At 61.6% G+C, this 18,712-nt stretch carries 17 protein-coding genes; 4 read left to right on the top strand and 13 right to left on the bottom strand.

Translation table 11 applies throughout. The features are described from left to right. Positions 1 to 195 precede the first annotated feature (195 nt). The 3 genes from RV1423_RS24680 to RV1423_RS24670 form a co-directional block, all read right to left on the bottom strand. Positions 196 to 894 (bottom strand): DUF4197 domain-containing protein, encoded by a 699-nt coding sequence (locus RV1423_RS24680; protein WP_034302805.1) that lies wholly within the window; start codon positions 892 to 894, stop codon positions 196 to 198. 76 nt (positions 895 to 970) lie between these two features. Next, the gene (locus tag RV1423_RS24675; RefSeq protein ID WP_051516934.1) at positions 971 to 2,320 is read right to left on the bottom strand and encodes an MFS transporter; all 1,350 of its coding nucleotides are present in this window, start codon (positions 2,318 to 2,320) and stop codon (positions 971 to 973) included. A gap of 192 nt (positions 2,321 to 2,512) precedes the next feature. After that, positions 2,513 to 3,277, bottom strand: coding sequence for a helix-turn-helix transcriptional regulator (locus RV1423_RS24670; protein WP_034302800.1), 765 nt, complete (start codon positions 3,275 to 3,277; stop codon positions 2,513 to 2,515). A 142-nt stretch (positions 3,278 to 3,419) separates the two neighbouring features. On the opposite strand from RV1423_RS24670, the gene RV1423_RS24665 reads away from it, so the two are divergent. After that, positions 3,420 to 4,331, top strand: a complete 912-nt coding sequence (locus tag RV1423_RS24665) for a DMT family transporter (protein WP_034302798.1) — start codon at positions 3,420 to 3,422, stop codon at positions 4,329 to 4,331. A gap of 132 nt (positions 4,332 to 4,463) precedes the next feature. Then, on the top strand, positions 4,464 to 4,904 hold the full coding sequence (locus RV1423_RS24660) for a TM2 domain-containing protein (RefSeq protein ID WP_051516933.1): 441 nt from the start codon (positions 4,464 to 4,466) through the stop codon (positions 4,902 to 4,904). Here the strand turns inward: RV1423_RS24660 and RV1423_RS24655 are convergent, their stop codons facing one another. The 7 genes from RV1423_RS24655 to RV1423_RS24625 form a co-directional block, all read right to left on the bottom strand. Next, positions 4,905 to 5,792 (bottom strand): DNA ligase, encoded by an 888-nt coding sequence (locus RV1423_RS24655; RefSeq protein ID WP_081768997.1) that lies wholly within the window; start codon positions 5,790 to 5,792, stop codon positions 4,905 to 4,907. A 56-nt stretch (positions 5,793 to 5,848) separates the two neighbouring features. Then, positions 5,849 to 7,174, bottom strand: a complete 1,326-nt coding sequence (locus tag RV1423_RS24650) for a hemolysin family protein (protein ID WP_034302796.1) — start codon at positions 7,172 to 7,174, stop codon at positions 5,849 to 5,851. A 69-nt stretch (positions 7,175 to 7,243) separates the two neighbouring features. Continuing rightward, entirely contained in the window at positions 7,244 to 8,878 is a 1,635-nt protein-coding gene (locus RV1423_RS24645; protein ID WP_034302794.1) for a sulfite reductase flavoprotein subunit alpha, read from the bottom strand. Continuing rightward, positions 8,875 to 9,885 carry an FAD:protein FMN transferase gene (locus RV1423_RS24640; RefSeq protein ID WP_034302792.1) on the bottom strand — a complete coding sequence of 337 codons (1,011 nt, stop codon included), beginning with the start codon at positions 9,883 to 9,885 and terminating at the stop codon, positions 8,875 to 8,877. Before RV1423_RS24640 ends, RV1423_RS24645 begins: the two co-directional genes overlap by 4 nt. A 113-nt stretch (positions 9,886 to 9,998) precedes the next feature. Continuing rightward, positions 9,999 to 10,823 carry a DUF4198 domain-containing protein gene (locus tag RV1423_RS24635; protein ID WP_034302790.1) on the bottom strand — a complete coding sequence of 275 codons (825 nt, stop codon included), beginning with the start codon at positions 10,821 to 10,823 and terminating at the stop codon, positions 9,999 to 10,001. Between the two features lie 15 nt (positions 10,824 to 10,838). After that, complete coding sequence (locus RV1423_RS24630; protein ID WP_034302787.1) at positions 10,839 to 11,363, bottom strand: DUF2271 domain-containing protein; 525 nt, start codon at positions 11,361 to 11,363, stop codon at positions 10,839 to 10,841. A gap of 43 nt (positions 11,364 to 11,406) precedes the next feature. Next, positions 11,407 to 12,051 (bottom strand): PepSY-associated TM helix domain-containing protein, encoded by a 645-nt coding sequence (locus tag RV1423_RS24625; protein WP_034302785.1) that lies wholly within the window; start codon positions 12,049 to 12,051, stop codon positions 11,407 to 11,409. A 213-nt stretch (positions 12,052 to 12,264) separates the two neighbouring features. Here RV1423_RS24625 and RV1423_RS24620 point away from each other — a divergent pair, with 213 nt between their 5' ends. Continuing rightward, positions 12,265 to 13,722, top strand: coding sequence for a PLP-dependent aminotransferase family protein (locus RV1423_RS24620; protein WP_034302783.1), 1,458 nt, complete (start codon positions 12,265 to 12,267; stop codon positions 13,720 to 13,722). Positions 13,723 to 13,737: 15 nt separating this feature from the next. Here the strand turns inward: RV1423_RS24620 and RV1423_RS24615 are convergent, their stop codons facing one another. The 3 genes from RV1423_RS24615 to RV1423_RS24605 all read right to left on the bottom strand — a co-directional run bounded on the left by RV1423_RS24615 (position 13,738) and on the right by RV1423_RS24605 (position 16,999). Continuing rightward, positions 13,738 to 13,986: a helix-turn-helix domain-containing protein gene (locus tag RV1423_RS24615; protein WP_034302781.1), complete on the bottom strand. Its 249-nt coding sequence runs from the start codon at positions 13,984 to 13,986 to the stop codon at positions 13,738 to 13,740. Positions 13,987 to 13,996: 10 nt separating this feature from the next. Beyond that, positions 13,997 to 16,333: an FdhF/YdeP family oxidoreductase gene (locus tag RV1423_RS24610; RefSeq protein ID WP_034302778.1), complete on the bottom strand. Its 2,337-nt coding sequence runs from the start codon at positions 16,331 to 16,333 to the stop codon at positions 13,997 to 13,999. A gap of 177 nt (positions 16,334 to 16,510) precedes the next feature. After that, positions 16,511 to 16,999: an Lrp/AsnC ligand binding domain-containing protein gene (locus tag RV1423_RS24605; RefSeq protein ID WP_034302774.1), complete on the bottom strand. Its 489-nt coding sequence runs from the start codon at positions 16,997 to 16,999 to the stop codon at positions 16,511 to 16,513. Between the two features lie 105 nt (positions 17,000 to 17,104). Here RV1423_RS24605 and RV1423_RS24600 point away from each other — a divergent pair, with 105 nt between their 5' ends. Further along, positions 17,105 to 18,388, top strand: coding sequence for a D-amino acid dehydrogenase (locus RV1423_RS24600; RefSeq protein ID WP_034302771.1), 1,284 nt, complete (start codon positions 17,105 to 17,107; stop codon positions 18,386 to 18,388). Positions 18,389 to 18,712: the final 324 nt, after the last annotated feature.

Genomic DNA, 18,712 nt, shown 5'->3' with positions numbered 1-18,712 from the left:
CGATACTGGCCGTCGACGTTGAGATTCATACGGCTGAGAACGGAACAACGCATTCTTTCTTGGTCGTGCTGAAAACCATTTGGCAAAGGAACAAACACCCTGCCATTATTTCATCAGACTACCTGCGCCGATCGCAGGGGTGATCGACACAGGCTTGAGCAAACCTCCAGATTCGCGTTCAGCGAAACGCCCCGCTCACTTCAACGCGCCGAACACCTTGCCGATGATCGCGCTGCCGGTGCCGACCGGGTCGCGACGGATGGCTTTTTCTTCTTCACCGATCATGGTGAACAAACCGTCCAGCGAACGCTGGGTGACATAGCCTTCCACCGTGGCTTCGTTGCCGGACACCAGTCCGGTCTTGGCAACCTGCCCCATGGTGGCGTTGTACTTGGCCGAAAGACCGTTCTTGTCGGTGATCTTCTTGACGATGGGCAGGAATTTCTCGGCGAGCGGCGCGGCCGTCTTCTGGCGGAAGAAATCGGTCACCGACGTGTCGCCGCCGGTCAGGATGTTCTTGGCGTCGGTCACCGACATCGACTTGACCGCATTGAGCAGCAAGGGCTTGGCCAGCGGCACCGCAGATTCGGCCGCACGGTTCATCGACACCACCAGATCGTCCAGCTTCTGGCCCTGGCCGGTCATCTTGAGCAAAGGCATGGCTTTCTCAAGCGGTCCCGGCAGGCCAATCTTGACCTTGTCGTTATTGAGGAAACCATTCTCCACGCCGAGCTTGGACACGGCGACATCGGCACCCTTCTCCAGCGCGGCTTTCAGGCCGCTGGTAGCGTCCTGGTTGCTGAGGTCGGACAAGGACAGGGCCAACGCCAGCGTGCTGGTCAGCACCAGACCCGCCGCGATGGAAGCATGTTTGAATTTCTTGAGTGGCCGCATGAGAACTCCTGAGGAAGATGACGCGTCATGATAATACGCGCGCCGCGCCCTGCCTATCGAAGGATATCGGTTTATCTCACTTGCCGGCAACCCGCTCCCCACGCGTGAGTTCGAGGCCGGCATTCTTCGGCAGGCGCGCCGTCACCGGCACCGACGCCACCGAGAACAGTCCCACGATCAGAAACGCCGGCCAGAAATCGGCTTCGACGATGGTCGCGTGGCCTTGCAGGTAATTGGAAATCTGCAGCACCAGACCGGCGATCGTCACGCCCATCCCCAGCGACAATTGTTGCACCACGCTGGCGATGCTGGTCGCGCGCCCGGCATCGCGGCTGCTGATGTCGGCATACGCAATCGAGTTGAGGCAGGTGAACTGCAACGACGGGAAGAAGCCGCCGAGCAGCACCGCGAGCAGCATCACGAAATACGGCGTATGCGACGAGAACAGGCCGTAAGAGGCGATCGCCATACCGGCGAATACCGCATTGACCATCAGCACCGTGCGAAACCCATAACGACGCAACACCCTTGACGCCAAAGCCTTCATGAACATGGCGCCGAACGCGGAGGCGCAGGTGATCGTGCCGGCTTCGAACGGATTAAGCCCAAGCCCTTCCTGCAAGGCCAGCGGCAGCAGGAAAGGCACCGCGCCGAGGCCGACGCGAAACAGCGAGCCGCCGAGCACGCTGGCGCGCAAGGTCGCGATCTTCAGCAGGCGCAAATCGAGCAAGGGATATTCGGTCCGCATGGCATGGCGGAAATAAAAGAACAAGGCAACCGAGCCGACCACGCACATGACGACCGGCCACGCCTGCGGCACCAGGTGATTGCCAATTAGCGAAAAACCCAGCATCGCCACCCCGCCGCCGCAGGCAGTCAGGAGAAAACCTTTCATGTCCAGCGGCGCGGCGTCGGGCTCGCGGAAGTTTTCGATATAGCGGCCGGCCAGGTAAAGGCCGAGGATGCAGATCGGAATATTGATCAGGAAAATCCAGCGCCAGTGGAAATAAGTCGTGATGAATCCGCCCAGCGGCGGCCCGATCACCGGCCCCAACAGCGACGGCAGCGTCAGGTAGCTGATCGCTTTCACCAGCTCGGCCTTGGACACCGAGCGCACAATGATGATACGCCCCACCGGCACCATCATGGCGCCGCCGATGCCTTGCAGGAAGCGCGCCGCGACGAAGGTGAACAGCGAGTTCGACAAGGCGCACAGTATCGAGCCCGTCATAAAGGTGATCATGGCCGAACGGAAAATCGTGCGCGCCCCGACCTTGTCCGCCACCCAGCCGGAAATCGGGATGAACACGCCGAGGCTGACCACATATGAGGTCAGGGCCAGTTTCAGGGTGATCGGATCTTGCCCGAGATCGCGCGCCAACGCGGGCAAGGAAGTGGCGATGACAGTGACGTCCATGTTTTCCATGAACAGCGCACAGCCGACGATGAGCGGAACGATAAGCGAGGGAGACACGTTGATGCGGTACGACTACTGGAAAGGGTTCGGGCTGTTTCGGCGAGTCTTGTTGCGGGAGCCTGCTTCTGACAGCCTTCTAGGGTGAGGCAAGTTTACACCAGTTGCGCTTTGTGCGTTGCAACGGGGAAATTATCGGTCTTTTCAGCGAAAAAAACGGCTGGGCGACATCCCGAAATGTTTCTTGAACATTGCCGCGAATGCGCTCTGGCTGGTGTAGCCATGCTCCAGCGCGACATCGATTACCTTGTCGCCGCGCGCCAGGTTTTCCAGCGCCAGCAACAGCCGCGCCTGCTGCCGCCAATGGCTGAAACGCATGCCGGTTTCGCGCAGGAACAGGCGATGGAAAGTGCGCGTGGCGATGCCCAATTGCCGCGCATGCATGTCGACTGTCGCGGCATCGTCCGGCTGTGCTATCAAGGCTTCGCAAATCACGCGCAAGCCGGCATCCGCCGGCAGCGGCAAATACAGCGGCAACACCGGCACCGAACGCAATTCATGCACCAGCAGCCGCAACAGATGCCAGTCGCGACTGTCGGCAGCGAGCTCCGGGCCGATGCCGACGGCGGCAACGATCAGCTCACGCAGCAACGGCGGAATATCGAGCACGCAACTTTGCTGCGGCAGGTTCGGCAGTTCCTGCATGTTGACGAACACGGTGCGCATCTTGACATCGCCGCGCATGCGCACCTGATGGTCGACTTCCGGCTGCAACCAGACGCCGCGCGTGGGCGGCACCACCCAGCGGCCTTCGGCCGTTTCCACCACCAGCACGCCTTCGATCGCATACAGCAACTGCGCATAGGCATGACGATGCACTGCGATGACGTGGCCATGCGCGTAGTCGATCGCCAAGGCAGCCGCAGGAGCGTCGGAAGCGATCAGGTGTTGATAATTGGCGGTGTTCATAAGGCCGAATATTGGCGTACGCAGAGAATGTCACTTTTGCGATAACTTGAGACATATTAGCACGCGACAGACTTTGAGAGGCAACGCAAGATACGCTTCATTCCGCTTGCGGATTTCCTGACGCCACCTACATAAAACGCTCATGCCTCTGACTTCCTACCTCTATCCTTTCCTGGCCATCGTACTGTGGGCCGGCAATGTCATCGTGTCGAAAATGGCCGCCTCGGCCATCTCGCCGACTGCCATCACCTTCTATCGCCTGATCCTGGTGTTGCTGCTGATGAGTCCGTTCGTGCTGCGGCCGCTGTGGCGCAACCGTGTGCAAATCCGCCGTTACTGGCGACAGCTTGCCATCTCCGGGCTGCTGGCGATGGCGCTGTTCCAGAGCCTGTCATACCGCGCGGCGGAAAGCACCACGGCCACCAACATGGCCATCGTCACCGCGCTGATTCCACTGTTGACGGCACTGCTGAGCGTCGTCGTGCTAGGTGAAGCGATCACCGTCGGCATGACCGTCGGCGGATTGCTGTCGTTCGCCGGCCTGCTGTATCTGGTGGGTCATGGCGACATCGGCGCTGTGTTGCGCCTCAACGGAGGCATCCACCTGGGCGACGCGCTGATGCTGCTGGCGGCATTCTCGTATGCCTTGTACGGCGTGTTGCTGCGCCGCTGGAAAATGACTGTGCCGGTATGGCAGGCGATTTACGTGCAAGCCATCGCCGCGCTCGCACTGATGCTGCCGCAATTCCTGCTGCTGCCCGCCGGCGCCGCCGCGCTGGATGCGCGCACGCTGCCGCTGATCGGCTATTCAGGCATAGGCTCGTCGATCCTGCTGTCCTTCCTGTGGATCGAGGGTGTGAAAAAACTGGGGCCGAATCGCTGCAGCATCTTCATCAACCTGCTGCCGCTGCTGACCGCCTTGTTCGCCATCCTGTGGTTGCATGAAAGCATGCACGCTTATCACCTGATCGGCGGCGGCGTCAGCCTGGCCGGCGTGCTGCTGACGCAATTCGTGCAACGCCCGCTGTTCGACGCGCGGGCCGGTGTCCACTGAAAGTGTCCGATCAATCCGGCGGTACCAATCCGGTGTTTTTCTCCCAAAGAAAAGGAGGCCGTCGGACAAGCTGCGTACAATTGTTGTGGCAATCGCTTGTTCGGGCCCTTAACTTCTCCATGAGGACACTGCATGAATATGACCACCACCGCCAGCGCCGCCACGGGCGCCAACGACACGCACAGCAAGACCATCGGCTACCTGTTATGGATTTTCGGTTTCACCGGTTCGCACCGCTTCTACTACGGCAAACCGATCACCGGCACCATCTGGTTCTTCACGCTGGGTTTGCTCGGCATCGGCTGGATCATCGACCTGTTCCTGATCCCCGGCATGGACAAGGAAGCCGACCGGCGCTTCAATGGCGGCACTATCGATTATTCCGTGGCGTGGCTGCTGCTGACCTTCCTCGGATTTTTCGGCGTGCATCGGATGTACATGGGCAAGTGGGGCACCGGCATCATTTACCTGTTCACCGGCGGCTTGTTCCTGATCGGCGTGCTGTACGATTTCTGGACACTGAATACGCAAATCTCCGAGCGCAATCACGCTTCCGCCGCCAGTCCCGCCTGATCACTCTTCCCTGATGCGCATGAACACGGCAAAGCGTGGAATGCCGCTATCGTTGTAACCGCGATAGCGGTAAGTCACGACACTGCCGAGAAGCGGAGGCCGACGGCGCTGTTCGTCCGTCAGGCCGCTGCCGAGCTTGAAGCGCACGCCATCCGGCGTCTCCACCAACAGAGCGCCCGTCATGCCGGTATATTTTCCCTTGCCGGGCGCATAGCCGACTACCCTGGCTTCGGCATCTTCGTGGGGCTTGAACTTCAGCAGGTCGTCATTGCGTTCGGCGCGGTACAGAGAGGCGCCGCGATGCAGCATCAATCCTTCGCCGCCCTGCGCCACGATGCGGTCGAGCATCGCCTGCAAAGCGGCATGGTCGGCGACCTTGACCTGCTCGACCGCCTGCACCCACGCGACGTTCATCTGCCGCACCGTATTGCGCAGCAAAAGCAAACGCCGGTCGAAATCACCCTGCTGCGCCGGCAGATCGAACGCCATGAAACGCAGGCGTCGCCAGGCTGCGTCGTCAGGCGTCTGCTGGCGTACCGTCGACACGGCTTCCTGAAAGCGCCCGCGCCCGGCCCACAATTCTCCGTCCAGCGCGACGGCAGGCCAACCTGCAACAAACCACTGCGGCGCATGGATGACTTCTCCGCCGCGCGTCAGCAACCGGCGACCGTCCCAGTAGGCGCGCACGCCGTCATATTTTTCGCTGACCCAATAATCGTCCAGCGCCATGCCTGGGCGATAGACGTTGGCGAGCATGACCGGCGCGCGTTCAGATTCAGCAACGGCATGCAGGGAGAAAAAGATCAGTGCAAGGAACAGCAGGCGGCACGGCAGATTTGCTGCAAGCTGTACGCAGGCCTGCGCACAGCGGTGTTTCGTTTGATGCATATGGGCTCCGCAACTCTGTCAAAGCCCTCCCCTGACGATGAATCCCTATCGTCTTTTCAGGTTTTTTCCTGTTCGGGCTTGTCGCTCTTTTCTGCCTTGTAGCGTGTGACCAGCAATTGATTGATCCGGTTGCCTTCGATGTCGACCACTTCGAATTTATAGTCCGCGAACAAGGCGAAATCGGTCTTCTTCGGAATCTTGCGCAGCATGTACATGATGAAGCCGGCCAGAGTCTCGTATCCCATCGGATTCGGATATTCGTCGATGTCGAGCGCATTCATGACTTCAGCCAGCGGCGTGAGTCCGTCCATCAGCCAGGAATTCTCGTCGCGCCTGACGATCTGCTGCTCTTCCGACGACAGGTTGAGCAGATTGCCCATCAGCACGCTGGTGACGTCGGTGATGCTGATGATGCCGACCACCAGCGCGTACTCATTGACGACCACGGCGAGGTCTTCGTCGACGGCTTTCATGCGTTCCAGCACTTCCCACAGGTTCAGGCTGTCCGGGATCGACAGCGGCACGTGGATCAGTCCCTTGTCCTGCAACGAGAACTGCTCGCCCTTGAGCAGGCGCTTGAGGACATCCTTGCTGTCGATGTAGCCGATCACGTCATCGATGTTGTTTTCGCAGACGAGGAAGCGCGAGTGCGGATGATCGATGATTTTCTGGCGCAGCATCTCCTCGGTATCGGTGACGAGGAAATAGACGATGCTCTCGCGCTGGGTCATGGCTGACGGCACGTAGCGGCTTTCCAGTTCGAATACGTTCTCGATCAGATGATGCTCCTGGCGCAGCAGCGCGCCGGCCTGGGCGCCGGCATCGACGATGGCGTGGATTTCGTTGGGCGTAATGACATCATGGCGCACCTGCGGCAAACCGAACAGGGTGAAAAACAGCTTCGACAAGCCGTTGAACAACCAGATCAGCGGCTTGAACAGACGTTCGAGGAACAGCATCGGACTGACCAGGACAATCGCCGCACGTTCCGGCGCCAGCATCGCCAGGCGCTTGGGCATCAGGTCGGCGAACAGGATGAAGAAACCCGTCACCAGCAGGAAGGAAATCGAAAAACTGATGTTTCCCAGCAGCGGTCCCTGATAAACCGTGCCGACCAGATCGGCCATGTGCGGCGTCAGCGCGGGCTCGCCGATCACGCCGCCGAGGATGGCGACGGCGTTCAGGCCGATCTGCACGACCGTGAAAAAATTGCCGGGCTGCGCCTGCAAGGCAAGCACGCGCAAGGCGTTTGCTTCCCCTTCCTTGGCGAGCATTTCGAGGCGGATCTTGCGGGAGGCGGCAAGCGAGATTTCGGCGCAAGAAAAAAAGGCGCTGATCACCACAAGCAAGAGGATCAATAAAAGACTGGCGAAAAAACTCATTTTTTTTATCTCTTGAAGTCGCTATGCGTCCATTCTCGCCTGTCGTGCGCGAAAAGTACACTCGCCATCTCAATAGACGTCGCGGCGATAGCTGCCCTGCGCCGCCATGGACTCCAGCATCTCTTCACCGAGCGCGTCGTGCAAGGTCTGCGCCACGCCGGCCGCCATGCCGTCGAGACTGCCGCAGACATAGATCGCCGCGCCGTCGGCAACCCAGCGCTGCAATTCGGCGGCGGCCTGGCGCAGCCTGTCCTGCACATAGACGCGCTCGGACTGATCGCGCGAGAAGGCCAGGTCGAGGCGTTGCAGCATGCCTTGCGCCTGCCAGTTCTCGATTTCCTGACGATGGAAGAAATCGTGCCGCGCCGAACGTTCGCCGAACAACAACCAGTTGCGCCGCCGGCCGGCCGCGACGCGCGCCTTCATCTGCGCGCGCAAGCCTGCCAGCCCGGTGCCGTTGCCGATCAGGATCAGAGGCACATCCTGCGTTGGCGGATGGAAGCTGCGATTCTCGCGCACGCGCAAATCCAGTTCTCCGCCCTCGGCCAGATGCGCCGTCAGCCAGCCGGAACCGAGGCCAAGGCTGCCGTCGGGTAAAACGGTCCGGCGCACCAGCAGTTCCAGTCGTCCATCCTGCGGCAAGGACGCAATCGAGTATTCGCGATGCGGCAACGGCTTCAGTTGGTCGACCAGGGCCTGCGGCGTCAGCGAGCGCAAAGAGGTCAATTCCAGCACATCATGCGGCAGCGATTTGCGCGACAACAGCTCGGCCAGCGGCAATTGCCGTCCTTCGTCCTGTACCGCCTGATGGCCATCCATTTGCAAGGCGTCCAGCAAGGCCTTCACGTTGGAGGGTGCATTGCGCGGACCGATTTCGGCGATGTCGCCGGCTTGCCAGGACATGGCTCCAGCCCTGTCCGGCGGCGTCAAAGCAAGATGGAATGCCGGCGCCCCGGCACTGCCAGGATTGAGCAGGCGGCGCTCGGCCAGCCGCCAGCGTTCGTAGCTCGGCGCACTCCAGTCCGCCATCTCGGTATGGCCGCTCATCACGCCGAGATGATGCTGCCAGTGGCGCAAGGCGCCAGCGTCGCCATTGTCGACCTCGACCGTGTCGAACAGGGCTTGCGCGCCATGATGATGCAGCCAGACGTCCAATGCATGGCCGAAAGCGCAGTAATGCGCATAGCTGCTATCGCCGAGCGCCAATACGCCATAGCGCAACCGGTCCAACGCCGCCGCCTGCCCCATGACCTTGCGTGCGAAGCCGGCGGCGCTGTCGGGCGCATCGCCTTCGCCTGTCGTGCTGGCGACGAACAAGATGCGGCGCGCGTCTTGCAATTGGGCGATGTCGAGTTGCGCCAGTTCGCACATGCACACCTGCAAACCGGCCGCTTTCAGGAACTGCGCCGTCTGCAAGGCCAGTTGCCCGGCGAACCCGGTCTGGGTGGCGAATGCGACGAGGATGCCGCCGCCGACCCCGGCTTCCTGCCAGCGCGCGGCAGCCTGCCGTTTGCGGCGATGGGCGACGAAAATGACGAAACAGAACACTAGATAGAACAGCACCATCAGGGCCGCAACGAACATCCGCCCGCTTGCGCCGTCGAGCAATTGCAGTTGCCCGATCGCGACCGTCGCGCCGACGGCGCAGGCAAGGCCGAGCCAACCGGGGGACGGCAGGAAATCGCTGGCCGCGCGCTTGCTCATGCCAGCATCGCCTGCATGGCCGGCGTCATGCTTTCGCGAAAACCGTCCGCGTCGCGGCGGATGAACAATGCCGCCAGGCCGATCCGTTGCGCCAGTTGCAAACCTTCCTCGTCGCCCAGCACCATCATGGCGGTCGCCCAGGCGTCCGCGCTCATGCAGTCGGCATGCAAGACCGTCACCGAGGCCAGCCGATGCGCAATCGGCTGCGTCGTGCGGGGATCGATGGTGTGGGAATAGCGCCGGCCCTCGTAATCGAAATAACGCCGGTAGTCGCCCGACGTCGCCAGCGCCATACCGTGCAGCGCGACGATGTTCTGCATGTGCTCGTCGTCGCCGGCCGGTGCGGGCGGTTGCTCCAGACCGACCCACCACGGCTGGCCATCGGCCTTGACGCCGTAACCACGCAACTCGCCGCCGACTTCAACCAGATAACTGGGAACGCCGATCCCGCGCAAATAGGCGGTCACCAGATCGACGCCGTAGCCCTTGGCGATCGAGGAAAAATCCAGATACAGGCCGCCCGGCTGCAACAAGGCGTTGCGGGAGCGGTCGATGCGCACGCGCTGCCAGCCGCAACGTGCGCGCGCCTGCGCCAGCGCCGAGGCATCCGGCGCATCCGGCCGGGCCGGTGCGGGACCGAATCCCCACAGATTGACCAGCGGTCCGATGCTCGGATCGTAGGCGCCGTCGCTGCACTCGGCAACCGCCAGCGCGCAATCGAGCACCTTGCAGAAATGCGCCGGCATGACGTGCCAACTGCCGGCGGCTGCACGGTTGTAGCGGCTCAGGTCGGAGTCGTCGCTCCAGGTGCTCATTTGCGCGACCACCAGATCGAGTTGCTGCCGGATGCCCTCCCCGATATTTTCCAGCGTATGGGTGGCTGAACGGATCAGTTTGACCGACCAACTGGTGCCCATGGTCAGGCCCGACAGGCTCTCCACGCGGGCATCGGCTACGACAGGCGCAGGTTCGGACAAGGTCAACGGTATGAAAACGCGATTAGGCACGATCTGACATCTTGCGTGGATGGATACGGCGTTCCACCCCTGAAAGGAAAATCGGCACGCGCAACGCGTGCCGGACAAAAACGGGAGCCGCACCGGCACGGCTCCGATATGCATTATTGCGGCAGCACTTCCACCGTCGCCACGTAATTGGCGCGGCGTTCTTTGGCCGGTTTGACGCTGGCCTTGTCGTCCTTGACCGAGGCTTCCATCCAATACATGCCCGGCTGCGGCCAGGTCACGCTGAATTTGCCGTCGGCATCGGTCGTGATGTCGCGGTCGTTGAGCTTATCGCGATAGCGCACGCCGCCCGGCACCACTTCGACCTTGACGTTGGCGGCCGGTTTGCCGTCCAGCAGCAGGCGGAAGCTGGCGGTGTCGCCGACGACCAGGTCCGTCGGATGCGTGATCGGCTGCAGTTCAAGGCCCGCACCGGTGATCTCAAGCGCCTTCTTGCTCGGCTTGCCGGCGGTCACGAAGGTCTCGATGCGGCCCTGCATTTGCGACACCTGCAAATCCTTGGCATCGGCCGGTACTTCCCTGACGAAAGTTTCCGCCGTGCCGCGCCAGCGCCTGGTCTGGCCGTTGGCGTCCTTGTAGCTGGCGAACAAGCCCTGATTCAGGATGGCCAGCTTGTAGGTGCCGCTTTGCGTCAGGTGGACGTCGAAGCTGCTGCGGTACTTTCCGGTGTAGGCGTTCTCCGCTTTGGCGGTCGCGCCGTCCGGCGCCGTCACTTGCAAGCCGTCGAGTTTCAGCGGGAAATGTTCAAAGAAGAACAGATCGTTCGACACGGCCGCATCGACCGTTACCCACGGATCGTTGCCCGACAACACCGTCGCCGACGGTAGCATCCAGGTGCGATGCGCGCTGGCCGACAGCGGCAGGCAGACGGCCAGCGCCAGCGCCGCGCCTTTTGCAGCTCGTGTGAATGAAAATTTCATGCCGGCCCCTTTCGTTTATGGTTTGAAATCGAGCGTGATCGCGCCCAGTTCGGACTCGCCCTTGCCCTTGATGCTCTGGACGCCCTTCGGCGGCCACTGGATCGGCAGCTTGACGACTTCGCGGCCGCCGACTTCGCGCGCAGCTTCGACCATCAGGATGTAATCGCCGGCCGGCAATGACGCCAGCGGTCCTTTATCGCCGACGAACGCCAGTTGCTGTTCGCCGGCCGCCCGCGTCGCGCCGCTCACGCCATCGACCGGCATCTGCAACTCGCGGCCGGTGCGGCGCCACCACTGGCGCAGGTCCTTGAGCCACTTCTCGCCTTCCTTGTCTTTTTTCTTGACGTCGTACCAGACCGCCAGCGTCGCCGCGACGCTCTGGTCGGGACGCTCCAGCCAGACCGCGACGTAGGGACGATGGTATTCGGCGACGTTCAGACGGGGAATCTCGATCTTGACATTCATGTCTGCCGCAACCGCCGGCATCGACATCAATCCGGACAAGGCAGCCGGCAAGAGAACAGGAACCAGGGCACGCATAAGTAATTCGACCTCGCTCAATAGTGAAAAAAACAGGGAAAAATCAGTGAATGAAAACAATCGCCAACACCAGTGGCACCACCAGCCCGAACCCAACCAGCGGCCAGGTCATCGGCCGGTTGCCGGCATGCAGGTGCAGCAGAAACAGGCCCGTGAGACAAAACACCAGGCAAGCCGCCGCGAAGATATCGATGAACCAGCCCCAGGCCGCGCCGGCATTGCGCCCCTTGTGCAAATCGTTGAAATAGGAAATCCAGCCGCGATCGGTTTTCTCGTACTCGACCTTGCCGTTGCCGAGATCGACGCGCAGCCAAGCGTCGCCGCCCGGACGCGGCAGCGCGACGTACAGCTCGTCGCCCGACCACTCGCCGGGCTGTTCGCCGACGCTGACCGAGAGTTGCCGGTCCAGCCAGGTTCGCAGCGGCGCGGGCAATGTTTCCTTGTCCTTATGTTGTCCCACGGTCAATTGCGCCAGCAAATCCTTCGGCAACTGCGCCTGCTTGTTGGAAACCTGCGGATGCGCCTCGATCTGCGCCGAATGATTCAGCGTAATGCCGGTGGCGGCGAACAGCAGCATGGCGATCAGGCAGGCAGCCGAGCTGATCCAGTGCCACTGATGCAATTGTTTCAGCCAGAACGAACGGCGCTGCTGGTCCGCTATTTTTTTTATGTTGGTGGTTTCGCTCATGTTGACTTAACGACAAATTCACGCGCCACGCAGGATGCCGCGCCACTTTATTGAATGATAATAATTCTCAATTATAATCCAAGATGAGAAAACGTGACCTGTCTTTACCTGGTCTCGCAGGAAAAAACCGATGCCGACATGACGCGGACATCGCTTCAGACGCCTTTCTGTAGAATGCGTACCAGCACTACGCTAAGCAGAATATAAAAACGCATGCCCCGCACAATCCGTACCGACCAGATTCCGCTGTACAAGAAATTCGCCGACGAACTGGCGGCGTCCATCCATGCCGGCGTGTTGCAGCCGGGCGAACGCGTGACTTCCGTGCGCGCGGCCAGCCAGCAGCACAAGCTCAGCGTGACCACGGTGGTGCGCGCCTATGAATTGCTGGAAAGCCGCGGCATCATCGAGAGCCACCCGCAGTCGGGCTACTTCGTGCGCAAGACCCCGTCGCAGGCAGCCGCTCCGGCGGCGCTGACTTTGCTGCCGCCTTCGCATCCGGCAACCCAGCAGCCGCATGAGGTGGACGTCAGCCGCCTGGTGCTGGCGACGCTCAAGACCATCCAGCAGGACGGCACGATTCCGCTCGGCTCGCCCTATCCCAATCCGGCGCTGTTTCCGTCGCAGCGCATCGGCCAGTACGCCAGCAGGATCACGCGCAACAGCGGCAGCTTCAGCGTCTTCAACGACCTGCCGCCCGGCCATCCCGACCTGCTGCGGCAAATCGCGCGACGCTATCTGGAAACAGGTCTGAACGTCGATCCGGAAGACATCATCATCACCGTCGGCGCGACCGAGGCGATCAATCTCTGCCTGCAAGCAGTGGCGCAGCCGGGCGACACCATTGCGGTGGAAACTCCGACCTTCTATGCCATGCTGCACGCAATCGAACGCATGGGCATGCGCGCCGTCGAAATCCCGACCGATCCGCTGACCGGTATCGACCTCGACGCATTGGAAGCTGCGCTGGCGACGCAGAAGATCGCCGCCTGCATGGTCATGCCCAACTTCCAGAATCCGCTCGGCTCACTGATGCCCGACGCGCACAAGAAACGCCTGGTCGACCTCGCGCATCAGTATGAGATGCCGCTGATCGAGGACGCGGTCTACAGCGAGCTGTTCTACGGCGCGGCGCATCCGACCTCGCTCAAGACTTACGACCGCGACGGCCTGGTGCTGCACTGTTCATCGTTCTCCAAGAGCCTGACCTCGGCCTACCGCGTGGGCTGGGCAATTCCCGGCCGCTACCGCACCAAGGTCGAAAAACTGAAGTTCCTGAATACGCTGGCGACGCCGACGATCCCCCAGCGCGCGATCGCCGAATACCTGACGCAAGGCGGCTACGAACGCCACCTGCGCCGCGTGCGCCGCGGCCTGCTGCAGCAGCGCGATCTGATGCGGCATTTCGTCTTGCGTTTCTTTCCCGAGGGGACGCGGGTGTCGGAACCGGCGGGCGGCTACATCCTGTGGATCGAGCTGCCGCCGCGCGTCGACGCGATGGAGTTGTACCGGCGCTGCCTGGTGCTGGGCATCACGATCGCGCCGGGGCGCATCTTCGCCGCAACCAACCAGTACAGCCATTTCATCCGGCTCAACTACAGCTATACGTGGTCGGCGGAGATCGAAAAGGCATTGAAAACGATCGGCAAGATCGTTGCGGAATTGAGCTGAAGCGAGTCCGGCAACTCAGCCGTGCAGCTTGAGGCCGGCAGCCGTCAGGATCGCGCTGCCGGTGCCGTCTTCATTGAGCGCGACCGTTGCGATGCCGGCTTCTTCCAGCGCCGTCAGAAACCGCCGCAAGGTGCTCATGCGCAACTCTGTGCGCTTGGACAGGCGCGCCAGCGACAGCGGCGCCTGGCTGCGCTGATGCTCCCGGTACAGTTCGTCCAGGATACGCACCAGCTCAGGCGGCAACTGTTCCTGCCCGTCGTCCATGCCGGTTCTTTCAGGCCGCTTGCGCGTGCTGGACGACGGCACGCTGCAGCAATACCGGAATCGATTTAGAGGTCGGCGTGCGCGCCTTGATGGCGAAGCTTTCCAGCGGCACCAGAGGATTGGTTTCCGGGTAGTAGCTGCCCAAGCAACCGCGCGGGATGTCGTATTCCACCAGCAGGAAACCGTCGGCGCGGCGCTCGATGCCGTCTTCCCATACACTGGTGATGTCGACCCACTCGCCCGCCTTCAGGCCCAGCATGTCGAGGTCTTGCCTGTTGGCGAACACCACGCGGCGCTGGCCGAACACGCCGCGGTAGCGGTCGTCCATGCCGTAGATGGTGGTGTTGTACTGGTCGTGCGAACGCGTGGTCATCAGCGTCATCAGGCGTTCGCCGTATTTGCGCCTGGCCTGGTGGATCGGCGTGTCCATCGGAATCGCGTGCACCAGGAAATTGGCCTTGCCGGTCGAGGTCTTCCAGACGCGGTCGCGCGAAGCCACGCCGAGGTGGAAACCGCCCGGATGGGCGATACGTTCGTTGTAGCCCTTGAAGGCGTCGTAGACCTGCTCGATGGCGTCGCGGATGCGTGAGTAATCTTCGGCATACCACAGCCAGGGCAACTGCTTGCCGTTGTTGCGATGCTTCATGGTGGCTTCCGCCAGGTGCGCGACGATCGCGGTTTCCGACATGCAATCGGGCGAAGCCGGCTTGTTGATGCCGTAGGAGATATGCACCATGCTCATCGAATCTTCCACCGTCACGCCTTGCGCGCCGGCGACCTGCTTGTCGATCTCGGTGCGGCCCAGCGTCGGCAGGATCAGCGCTTCCTTGCCGTGCACCAGATGGCTGCGATTGAGCTTGGTGGTGATGTGTACGGTCAGGTTGCACGAGCGCAGCGCGTCGAAGGTGCGCGGCGTGTCCGGCGTGGCCATGGCGAAGTTTCCGCCCAGCGCGATGAAGACCTTGGTCTCGCCCCTGAGCATTGCCTGCACCGAACCGACCACGTCGTGGCCGTGCTCGCGCGGCGCCTTGAAGCCGAACACGCTTTCCAGCCGGTCGAGGAAGGCATCGGTCGGTTTCTCATCGATGCCGACGGTGCGGTCGCCCTGCACGTTGGAGTGGCCGCGCACCGGGCACAGGCCGGCGCCGGGACGGCCGATGTTCCCGCGCAGCAGCATCAGGTTGGACAGCATCTGGATGGTGGCGACGGCATGCTTGTGCTGCGTCAGGCCCATGCCCCAGGTGGCGATGACGGCCTTGCCCTTGACGTAGACCTGGCTCAGCTTTTCGATGTCTTCGCGTGAGACGCCGGATTCTTCGACGATGTCGCTCCAGCCTTCCTTGCGCAGGTCATCGGCGAAAGCCTCGAAGCCGGCCGTATGTTCGGCGACGAAGGTCGTATCGACCACGCGTTCGGCACCGGTCAGCCGCGCCGCGTCATCGAGTTCGATGACGCGTTTGGCGACGCCCTTGAGCAAGGCAAGGTCGCCGCCCAGCGTGGGATGGATGAACATCGAACTGATCCTGGTGCTGCCCATGGTCAGCATCTCGACCGGACTTTGCGGATCGGCGAAACGTTGCAGGCCGCGCTCTTTGAGCGGATTGATCGAGACGATGGTGGCGCCGCGCTTGGCGCATTCGCGCAACTCGCCCATCATGCGCGGGTGATTGGTGCCGGGGTTCTGGCCGAACAGCAACAGCGTGTCGCACTCGTCGAAGTCATCCAGCAGCACGGTGCCCTTGCCGACGCCGACGGTTTCCGGCAGGCCGACGCTGGTCGGCTCATGGCACATGTTGGAACAATCGGGGAAATTGTTGGTGCCGAACTGGCGCACGAACACTTGCAGCAGGAACGCCGCTTCATTGCTGGCGCGGCCGGAGACATAAAAATCCGCTTCGTTGGGATCCCGCAAGGCGTTCAGATGCGACGCCATCAACGCATAGGCGGCCGGCCATTCGATCGGCACATACTTGTCGCTGGCGGCATCGTAGACCATCGGCGAAGTCAGGCGGCCGTGGTCTTCCAGCTCGAAATCGGACTGCTTCATCAATTCGGCGACAGTATGCTGCGCGAAAAACTCTTTGGTCACGCGCTTGGCGGTCGCTTCCGCCGCCACGGCCTTGACGCCGTTTTCGCAGAACTCGAAGGTGGAAGTGTGTTCGCGGTCGGGCCAGGCGCAGCCGGGGCAATCGAAGCCGTCGGGCTGATTTTGCGAGAGCAAGGTGCGCAAGCCCTTGCCGTCGGCGACGTGCTCCTTGACCAGGTTCATCGCCACGTACTTCAGCGCGCCCCAGCCGCCCGCCGGCTGCTTGTAAGTCTCAATCTTCGCCTTGCTTGCCTTCGCCATTCCTGCTCCATCGATACAATTTCAGATGTTCACAGTCTACGGCAGCCGCGCTACAGCGGCATACACAGTCAAGCGCGCAAAAAAAGAGTACAGCGCGGCAATACTTCTAGAACTCATTTCATAAATGGGCGTGAGATGCGTTCTAGTGTTTCCGACATGTGCGGTGATGTCCCCTCCTCACTCCTCCAGCGGCAATGCCAGCGTCTCTTTGATCTCCTCCATCACCACATAACTCTTGGACTGCGCCGCGCCCGGCAATTGCAGCAGGATATCGCCGAGCAGCTTGCGATATTCCGCCATGCCGCGGATACGCGCCTTGATCAGGTAGTCGAAGTCGCCCGACACCAGATGGCATTCCTGCACTTCGGGAATGCGCAGCACTTCGCGCCGGAACTGTTCGAACATGTTGCCCGACTTATGGTTGAGCGTGATTTCGACGAACACCAGCAAGGTCGCTCCCAGCGCCCCGGGATCGATGCGCGCGTAATAGCCGCTGATCACGCCATCGCGTTCCATGCGCTTGACCCGCTCGATGCAGGGAGTAATCGACAAGCCGACCTGTTCGCCGAGGTCTTTCATCGAGATGCGGCCGTCCTTTTGCAGGACAGCCAGGATGCGGCGATCCAGCTTATCCAGCATGCGTACCGAAAGCTGCTGCGTTCTCATTATTTTTTCTCGTTTTCAATCATTAATACAGAAACAAATACTAGCTAATTATCAATATCATAGTTTTATTTTCTATATCCGCACAACAATTTCAGGGGATTCATCATGCGTGTCGTCATTCTCGGTAGCGGCGTCATCGGCGTCACCAGCGCCTACTATCTGGCCAAGGCAGGCCATCAGGTCACCGTACTGGAACGGCAACCCGGTCCGGCGCTGGAAACCAGCTTCGCCAACGCCGGCCAGATTTCGCCCGGCTATGCCTCGCCGTGGGCCGCGCCCGGCATTCCGCTCAAGGCGTTGAAATGGATGTTCGAGGAACATGCGCCGCTGGCCATCCGCCCTGACGGCACCTTGCAGCAATTGCGCTGGATGTGGCAGATGTTGCGCAATTGCAGCGCCGACCGCTACGCCGTCAACAAGGAACGCATGGTGCGCCTGGCCGAATACAGCCGCGACTGCTTCCGCGAGTTGCGCGCCGCCACCGGCATCGATTACGAAGGCCGCCAGCAAGGCACGCTGCAACTGTTCCGCACGCAAGAACAGCTCGACGGCGCCGAAAAGGACATCGCCGTGCTGCGCCGGACCGGCGTGCCGTTCGAGCTGCTCGGCCGCGAACAACTGGCCGGCGCCGAACCGGCGCTGGCCAAGGTCAGCCACAAGCTTGCCGGCGGCCTGCGCCTGCCCAATGACGAAACCGGCGATTGCCAGTTGTTCACCACCAGGCTGGCGCAGATGGCCGAAGAACTCGGCGTGAGCTTCCGCTACGGCGTCGACATCGACGCGCTGGCCATCGCCGGCGACGGCATCGACGGCATCGTGTGCGGCAAGGAACTGGTCAAGGCCGATGCCTATGTTGTGGCGCTCGGCTCGTATTCGGCCAATTTCCTGCGCAAGGTGGTCGACATCCCGGTCTATCCGCTCAAAGGGTACTCAATCACCGTGCCGGTGGTCGACTCGGATGCGGCGCCGGTCTCGACCATCCTCGACGAAACCTACAAGATCGCCGTCACGCGTTTCGACAACCGCATCCGCGTCGGCGGTATGGCGGAAGTGGTCGGCTTCGACAAGGAACTCAATCCCAAGCGCCGCGCCACGCTGGAACTGGTGGTCAACGACCTGTTCCCGGGTGCGGGCGACGCAGCGCAAGCCAGCTTCTGGACCGGGCTGCGCCCGATGACACCGGACGGTACGCCGGTGGTCGGCGCAACGCCGTTGCATAACCTGTTCATCAATACCGGCCACGGTACTCTGGGCTGGACCATGTCGTGCGGTTCCGGCCAGTTGCTGTCGGACCTGATTTCGGGCAAGCGCCCGGCAATCGCTTCCGACGATCTGTCGGTTGCACGCTACTTGAATCAGCGGGAATTCCCCGCCGTCGCGACAGCTTGAGCGACGCCTGCGGAGCCTGCACGACAATCAGGCTCCAACCTACCAAGCCGAGGTCTTTGTGCTTCGGCAGGTCGGCTCCCCTCCTTTGGGCGCGTGTAGGAAAAATCCCACACGCGCTATCTGCCAGCGCCGACATTATTGCCCAGGCAATACGCCGATAATCGCCTCATCGGCGGTCACCCTCCACCTCCTGCCGTCACAACGAAGGCACCATGCAGAAGATTTCTTTTGACCTGTATCGCATGTCGGTTGTCCTCGCCATAGTTGCCATTCCAGCACTACCCTTCGTTGCCCGCAAACGCAAGCTCTCCTGAAGAAAGCTCT

Origin of the sequence: Herbaspirillum sp. RV1423, from assembly GCF_000577615.1 — a bacterium.
Lineage (GTDB): Bacteria > Pseudomonadota > Gammaproteobacteria > Burkholderiales > Burkholderiaceae_D > Herbaspirillum.
Note: the sequence above shows the minus strand (reverse complement) of the source record. Positions and strands in the feature narration are given on the sequence as shown.

Excerpts from the sequence above, each read along its gene's own strand:
- RV1423_RS24680 (WP_034302805.1), bottom strand. The coding sequence starts at position 894 with ATGCGGCCACTCAAGAAATTCAAACATGCTTCCATCGCGGCGGGTCTG.
- RV1423_RS24675 (WP_051516934.1), bottom strand. The coding sequence starts at position 2,320 with ATGGAAAACATGGACGTCACTGTCATCGCCACTTCCTTGCCCGCGTTG.
- RV1423_RS24670 (WP_034302800.1), bottom strand. The coding sequence starts at position 3,277 with ATGAACACCGCCAATTATCAACACCTGATCGCTTCCGACGCTCCTGCG.
- RV1423_RS24665 (WP_034302798.1), top strand. The coding sequence starts at position 3,420 with ATGCCTCTGACTTCCTACCTCTATCCTTTCCTGGCCATCGTACTGTGG.
- RV1423_RS24660 (WP_051516933.1), top strand. The coding sequence starts at position 4,464 with ATGAATATGACCACCACCGCCAGCGCCGCCACGGGCGCCAACGACACG.
- RV1423_RS24655 (WP_081768997.1), bottom strand. The coding sequence starts at position 5,792 with ATGCATCAAACGAAACACCGCTGTGCGCAGGCCTGCGTACAGCTTGCA.
- RV1423_RS24650 (WP_034302796.1), bottom strand. The coding sequence starts at position 7,174 with ATGAGTTTTTTCGCCAGTCTTTTATTGATCCTCTTGCTTGTGGTGATC.
- RV1423_RS24645 (WP_034302794.1), bottom strand. The coding sequence starts at position 8,878 with ATGAGCAAGCGCGCGGCCAGCGATTTCCTGCCGTCCCCCGGTTGGCTC.
- RV1423_RS24635 (WP_034302790.1), bottom strand. The coding sequence starts at position 10,823 with ATGAAATTTTCATTCACACGAGCTGCAAAAGGCGCGGCGCTGGCGCTG.
- RV1423_RS24630 (WP_034302787.1), bottom strand. The coding sequence starts at position 11,363 with ATGCGTGCCCTGGTTCCTGTTCTCTTGCCGGCTGCCTTGTCCGGATTG.
- RV1423_RS24625 (WP_034302785.1), bottom strand. The coding sequence starts at position 12,051 with ATGAGCGAAACCACCAACATAAAAAAAATAGCGGACCAGCAGCGCCGT.
- RV1423_RS24620 (WP_034302783.1), top strand. The coding sequence starts at position 12,265 with ATGCCCCGCACAATCCGTACCGACCAGATTCCGCTGTACAAGAAATTC.
- RV1423_RS24615 (WP_034302781.1), bottom strand. The coding sequence starts at position 13,986 with ATGGACGACGGGCAGGAACAGTTGCCGCCTGAGCTGGTGCGTATCCTG.
- RV1423_RS24610 (WP_034302778.1), bottom strand. The coding sequence starts at position 16,333 with ATGGCGAAGGCAAGCAAGGCGAAGATTGAGACTTACAAGCAGCCGGCG.
- RV1423_RS24605 (WP_034302774.1), bottom strand. The coding sequence starts at position 16,999 with ATGAGAACGCAGCAGCTTTCGGTACGCATGCTGGATAAGCTGGATCGC.
- RV1423_RS24600 (WP_034302771.1), top strand. The coding sequence starts at position 17,105 with ATGCGTGTCGTCATTCTCGGTAGCGGCGTCATCGGCGTCACCAGCGCC.